This window comes from Cysteiniphilum halobium (assembly GCF_003574425.1).
In the GTDB taxonomy this organism is placed as follows: Bacteria; Pseudomonadota; Gammaproteobacteria; order Francisellales; family Francisellaceae; genus Caedibacter; species Caedibacter halobius.
The window spans coordinates 1-6,759 of the sequence record NZ_QLIU01000062.1 but is presented as its reverse complement, the minus strand read 5'-3'; the positions used below and the strand labels follow the sequence as shown (position 1 = coordinate 6,759).

At 37.7% G+C, this 6,759-nt stretch carries 3 protein-coding genes; all 3 read right to left on the bottom strand.

What is annotated here, in order from left to right; translation table 11 throughout:
- Window positions 1–106: 106 nt before the first annotated feature.
- A complete protein-coding gene (locus tag DNK85_RS09995) occupies window positions 107–1,564 on the bottom strand; it encodes an RHS repeat-associated core domain-containing protein (protein ID WP_119329426.1) in 1,458 nt (485 codons plus the stop codon).
- A 15-nt stretch (window positions 1,565–1,579) separates the two neighbouring features.
- On the bottom strand, window positions 1,580–6,001 hold the full coding sequence (locus DNK85_RS09990) for a hypothetical protein (protein WP_119329425.1): 4,422 nt from the start codon (window positions 5,999–6,001) through the stop codon (window positions 1,580–1,582).
- Between the two features lie 23 nt (window positions 6,002–6,024).
- The coding region (locus tag DNK85_RS09985) for a hypothetical protein (RefSeq protein WP_162896666.1) at window positions 6,025–6,759 on the bottom strand (735 nt) is incomplete at its 5' end.

Genomic DNA, 6,759 nt, shown 5'->3' with positions numbered 1-6,759 from the left:
AAAAGTTGAACATGGCGTTAGATAAATATCAAAAATGATTTATAAATACCTATAAAATTTAAAAAGAAACAATTTTCAGATCGATCTAAACTTCTACTCTTTAACCCTAGAAATAATGGGAACGAGGGACTGTCATGATGGCGGCCCTAAGGCCTCTATAAAATTTTATATTATCAGACTCTAATGCTTCTAAAGCCGTATGAGCATTTGTCGCGCCTCCAATGTAATTAGCTATAAATCTCTGTATTTTTGCATCTTTGTATAAGCCGTCTATATCGCCGGCCTTATTATACTGATCATATATAGTATTAAGTTGATCAACATGTGTTATTGTATCAGAGCTGTCTTTCATAGCTTCAACATACGATAGATGAATTTCTTTCAAGATAGAATCTGCGTAACTCTCTATAGCCTTCTTATGAGTCTCAAATTGCTGCTCAAGATTCTGAGAATATGTATGTAGTTCATACTTTTGTAAACCAGGATGAAACGGTCCTTGAACATTAGTAGTACCTATTTCCCTCTCCAGCATTTCTCGAGGTGCTTTAACAACAGGAACAGGGGAATGATGAAGAGATACAGATGCTTCTTGTACAGGAGTTAGCATAGCTATATGAAATTCACCATATTTCTCCTTAGATCTAAAATAAGTAGTTTCTTCTCTAACTTTCGGTATGGGTGAGGGTGATTCAGTGTGTAATTTAGCTAACCCAAATGCAACCCCTCCTTCAATAAACCCTATACCAATACCTATGATAGGCATTAACCATTTACTATTTTTTTCAAACCAATCATGCCCACTTGGATCAACCCCCATTAATGGATTGTTATTACCATAGAAATAACCATTGATTAATCCTTGGTTATTAAAAGCATAGCTATCGGCTTGGATAAAGCTTCTTAAATTTGGATCATAATCACGTGCTTTGAGATAATACAAACCAGTCAATGGATCAAACATATAACCGGAATATCGCAGCGGATTAGTTGCAAGATCTAACGTGTCACTGCCATTTTCCGTCCTCTGTCCTCCGTCTTCCGTCCTCTGCACCCCATACACACTATATTGATAAAACTGTGGTTTATCACCCAACTGAGCAATGACCGAACCGTGACGATTGTGTAACAGCACGGTTGCATTGCCATTAACACTTCTCACCGCCACATTATTCGCTATTAAATACGCGGATGATTGTTGTGTACCATCACTTGAATTCAACAGCGCGTTATTGCGTGAATAGTAATGCACAAGTACTTGAGTATTGCTTCGCGCTACAGCGCGCAGACCATTGGCGTAGTAATACTCACTTTCTTTAGCACCTGAGGCGAGGCTCACTTGTGTTAGCGCATTCGCCGCATTATAGCTAAAACTTGACCCTTTATTATCCGTAGACATATTGCCATTGGCATTATAATGAATCGCTGAGCTAACCAAAACTCGCTGATGATTTACACTTTGATTATTGATCGATTTAATACTATCTAACGAATACGCCATGCTTTGAGTAATTAAAAGACATGACATCCCCATGCCAATAGATAGCTTAGATTTATTATTTAACATTTTTTTACCCCATTATTAGCTTTGAGTGTTATTAATACCTGTTATTTGGTTTAGATTATTGTATGTGTAGTACTTAGCCGTTGTGCCGTTGTCTTCAGTGCTGACATTATTGAGATTACCTGATGCGTTATACTCAAACGTATTTTGTGGCTGAACGCTGTTAGCACCACTTTCTTTGACATTAAGCAATGCACCTGTCACATACGAATATGTTTTAGTGATATCCGGTGTACAGCTCATGTCTTTTGGATTGTTTAAACAGAAGTTTGCTTGTAGCTCCTTTGTTTTTAAATCCCCACTTGGATAATAGCTATATGTATTTGTTAAGTTATGCGCTGCAGCTTTTGGCATATTGATCACTCTTTGTTGCTGATACAGGCGACCAAGTGCTGTATACGTATCTACAGTATTAGTCGTCAAGCCATTAGTTGTTACCGCTGTATTATCTAATCTACCTGAGCTGTAATAACTATAATTGACTTTACCTGCGATACTCTTAGCGTGCATCTGTGTTGCATTTTTGATTAGCCACTGCCCATTAATAAACTGATATGCATAGTTAATCGTGTCGCCATTATAGGTGGTTACGGCAATTTCATTACCTGCTGCACCATATTGATAGTGCATGGTTTTATGCTCACTATTATGTGAACCAGGTACTGGATAGCTTAATGATTTTAACTCACCATCAGGATAGTACGTGTAGACGATGTTGCCTTCAACTAGATGGCTTGGATCACCTTTTTTCATATTCGGCGTACCTGCAATCATCCATAACTTACCTGCATAAGCACCTGCATCTTGTGGATAGTAGAAATAGTTTACCTGACCATAAGCATCGTCACGATAACAGCCATATTCCCCCAAACCGTCATTGTTTTTAGTGTAGCAAGCATCTATTTTTTGCCCTTGGGTATTATAAAAACTCCAGTGGTTAATCCCCCCCCAGCTATGAACCTGATAAACTTGACCAAATTTATTGTAGCTATAACTAACCATATGTGCACAATCAAAAACTGTAGCATTACAAGTTTGCGCTGTTAATCCAGTTGTTACATTAGCAAGATCAACAGCTGCATTTGCTGGATCTTTATAAGGAACAACGGCTAATAGCTCACCTAGATTGTTATATATATGTAAAGGTGAGACGTACATATTCTTAGTCGATGAAGCATATACATCATTTTCTTTCTCGCTGGTTATCTGCTGACCAAGTAAATTATAAAATGACTTCACTGTAACATTCGGTGCATTTTTAACAACGAGTTTGCTTTTTAGCTCAGGCGTTGATAACTCTTGCTCTGTATCAACTAAGTTCTCTAATGAAACTTGTCCTGCTGCATTATAGCTATAATTAGCTGTTTTACCGGCTTGTGTTTCTGCAATCACACGACCTAAATTATTATATTGATAGGCAACTGACATCTGTGTGTTACCAATGGCATTCATTGTATCTAACGCAGATACCTTCTTAGAAGTTACTTCTCCTAATGAATTATATTTAACCGTGCTTACGACATTAACCCCATCTGATGGACGTTTGCTACCCAAAATACTTTCCCAATTTTCAACAAAATAGGAATGCTTAATATCATTGCTATCCAGCACATGCGTTGATACTGGTGCATTTTGGTAATCACTATGCCATACATAAGTGGCTTTACCACAAACTAAATTGTTTGAACAAGTTTGAGTGACACTTAATTTACGCCCCATCGAGTCATATTGATAACTATTGACCACCAGTGGTGAATTGGCCAGATAGCTTGTTTGAGTTGCCAATTTGCCCGTGGAAGAACTATAGCTATCACTTGATTGTTCAATATCTGCAATCGGATCAAATACACCATAGGCAACATTATCATTGACATAAACAGATGTTGTTCTTCCTAACCCATCTACATTGATCTGCTTTATTGGTGTTGACGAGATCTCAAAGCCAGCTGTATCCGAGGCTTTTTTATTCTTTGATTTTGATTTGGCGGCTGATAAATCTCCATATTCAGATAGTGAGCTACCATCCGTCGCATACTGGATATACAATGCTTGACCATTTGGTAAGGTCTTGTCTACTAGGCGGCCTAAGCTATCATAAAGATCGCTCGTCATTGTCGCTTGTGTTAACTCTTGCGGTGTTTCGTTTGGCTTATCAAAATGTACAAAGATTGGAAGACTTGTCACATCTGTGCCACTTTCAATTACCTTACCATTGACATTATTAATATAACTAATGCTTGGATAACTATTGCTATTGTCTTGCATGCTAAGCACTTCGCTTACATTAGGATAAGTCACCGACTGAGTGGTCCAATTCCCAGCACCACTGTAAACTTTATAGTTCACTGTTTGTGTTAATGGTTGTCCACTAAGACCTAAGTACTGATAACTGGTTGTCACTGCATTTAACTGATGTTTTTCCGTGTCACCAGCTGGCCATGTATAGGTTTGTGTCAGTGCTAATCCTCTTAATGGATTTAAGGTTTTACCATCTTTTTCATACACAGGCTCATAGGTATAGCTTGTGACTTTTTGTGCTTTCGGTAAACAACTGTTCTGCCCACCTTGGGTAGCACAATAAAATTTGGTCGTACTTTGCACCTGGCGATTATCTAAGGTCAATTGATTAATGACTTGTTGAATCGTTTTGATTTGACCAATACTGCCTTTTGTTGCATCGGTATTGTAAGAAGTAGTCACTTCTTTTGTCAAAAGACCATAATCTTGATGATTAAGATCCATATCCCCACTTGATGGGTCATCATAATAAAATGCTTTTGTCTGCACAAGCTGACCTTTACCATTTAAGATCGTAACTGCCGTTTTTTGCCCAAAATCATTATATTGCATCTCTTGAACTGTTGTGTTACTTCCAGGCTGATACGGATACTGTGCTGTACCATCACTAGGAAGGTTAAAAACCGTTGACTCAATACGCACCGGACTTTGGTAATTCGCCCGTTGTGATAAGGTGTCATAATCTGGTTCATAGGCTTGATTACCACAGATTTGCTTTTGTATTTCTTGGCCATTTTCTTTTACATAGATATTGTGACATTGGCCGGCATACCAGTATTCATTATCAGTTATTTGATGACCTAAAGTAAAAGGAGGTTGCGTATTTAAAGACGTATACGACTTGCTTGAGATCAATAAGTGTGCGTGGTTATAGGTTTTAAGGGTTACAATATCACCCTCACCTTTTGGGTTGGGAGATGCTGTTTGTGTCGTATAAGTATAAGATGTGCCATCAGCACCTGTTAATACACAATCTGTTGTCAGCGTGTTACACACTGAACTTTGAATATCACCAATAAACGTATTATCATTGTCGGCATCGACATTGATATTATAATAACTTGCGTTCATTAATAAACTGCCATTACCATCATCAATAGCAACTTTATTAATATAAGTAAACGATTGGTTATTACCATAAGAAAATGTTTTTGGTGTAAAAAACACCTCTTTCTTTGTACTATTATCCATATCATAATCGATACTCGTGACAATACCTTGAGCATTGTAATCAACAATTTCAGCGTTAGTAATAAGCGTTGAAGGTGATTGTGGTGACTGATAATACTGTGCAATATCAAATTCATTATTGTTATTGCTTAATTTCATCACATGAGGCGCCTGATAAGTCCCCCCTCCATTACTTGGTACCTTATAACCTGGCTGTAATATATATAAAGCACCATCATCATTTGTTATTTCAATTTTTTGACCATTGCTGTTTGTAAGGTCGATATTACCGTTTACATCATCCCAGTTAAAACGAATGCTTTGCTGCTCTTTATTTACCATGCACTGAACATCACCCAAATGATTAAAATAAGTCTCATCACCATTAATGTTAATAAGTGCATATTGACTTGTGTCAGAAGGATCACACGGATTAGTAATCGGTGTTTTAGCGCTTGCTTCGATGAAGCGTAGATTCTTTAGACTATAGTATTTTAAGTTGCTACCACTATTATTATCCCCAAGATATTGATAGGATGAGCCATTTGCTAAATGCAATAGTACTGGATAAACAGAGGTATCAACATAGGGTAAAGCCAATCCCCATCCTTTGCCTGGTAAGCTTGGAAGGTAATAGCGCCCTTTTTGCATTTGATTATAATTAAGCGCAAGGCTAAAGGGATAAGCAGTTGGGCCTGAAAAATGTGCTAATGGAATAGAAAAATTCTCTGTTCCTGTGCGTTTATTAATCGAAAATGACATCATACTTTTGTAGTTAAATGCATTTGAAACAATGCCATTCTTTTGACTAGCCTTTATTGCAAGTTTATGGTCATGTTTAATCATCTGACTTGATGCATCTTTGGATATCATTTTATCGGCATTTTTCTTCATCTGCGGCATTGCCATACCTAAATGCGCTAAGCTTAAAGCTGTGATATAAGTAATAAATTTTGCTTGATAATTTTTCATATTCCACTCTTTTGATCAGTTGATTAAATACCACCTAACTTACTTGGGTACGGATACGTAAATACATTGCCATATATATCCATCACCGTATAAGCTGCTTGAATCGGCGCCGATACTCCACCTTCAACTGTCGGACTACAACGATTGGTTGCAAAAACTCCCTGTGTTTGGCTCTCATGTTTTGTCGAACCAGAGCCTTCATAGCCTGTGCCTATACCCAAGGTATCTTCACTTGTCTTTGCGCTGGGGAACTCCATCAGATTACTCAAATTATCATTTGGACTGTTTCCAGATTCTCCCAGCTCATGGTCATCATCCGTACACCACAATAAGGGATCATATCCTTGCGTATATACAATCCACATATTCTTTAGATCAACTTCGGCTAGTGATTGTGGGTAAACTACACCCTCATTCTTAATCGGCTCAAATACCATATACTCAAGCATCTTGATATTCTTGTCACCCTTTTGAATCGCTACATTTGGGTTTGGCGCCAGTGGATGATTAAATGATGCAATAGTATTATAGCTATTACCATTAGCTGATGGCTTATTTGAAGTAGGCTGTAATACGCTCTGCTCGCTACCATTACTAGCAGCATATGCAGGGTCTTCAGTTAAGTTGATGTCATTACTCGAAATTACTGAGATGGTCTTTTGTTGCACCTCTTCATAAAAAGAAATCTCAGCTGAAATAGGCTCTGCTTGTTGACTCCCATTTACATAATCATTAAATGTACTTAAATAGAAATGGTT

Coding starts and splice junctions, on each gene's coding strand:
- DNK85_RS09995 (WP_119329426.1), bottom strand. CDS start 1,564: ATGTTAAATAATAAATCTAAGCTATCTATTGGCATGGGGATGTCATGT.
- DNK85_RS09990 (WP_119329425.1), bottom strand. CDS start 6,001: ATGAAAAATTATCAAGCAAAATTTATTACTTATATCACAGCTTTAAGC.